We start from the raw sequence: 227 nt of genomic DNA, 5'->3' as shown, positions 1-227 counted from the left end.
ATCGGCACGGCGTTCGGCTGGGCCCTGTTCGATGCGACGCACTACCTGGGCGCCGACGGCGACCTGGGCAACCTGTTTCTGCAGCCGTTTGCACCGGTCGGCGAAGAGATCCTCGTGGCGGCGCCCTCGACCCCGGTCAGCAGCGTGACCAAGGTTCCGGAACCGTCGACGGCGGCGCTGATGCTGGTTGCCATGCTGGCGATGATGGCGTGGCGGGGGCGTGAAGC

At 68.7% G+C, this 227-nt stretch carries 1 protein-coding gene; it reads left to right on the top strand.

What is annotated here, in order from left to right; translation table 11 throughout:
- Positions 1-227, top strand: a 227-nt coding sequence (locus tag ACEN88_RS36480) for a PEP-CTERM sorting domain-containing protein (protein ID WP_413347239.1), incomplete at both ends; no start/stop codon positions are given.

This window comes from Massilia sp. CT11-108 (assembly GCF_047302915.1).
GTDB classification, from domain to species: Bacteria; Pseudomonadota; Gammaproteobacteria; order Burkholderiales; family Burkholderiaceae_D; genus Telluria; species Telluria orientalis.
This window is presented reverse-complemented; position numbering and strand designations above follow the sequence as displayed.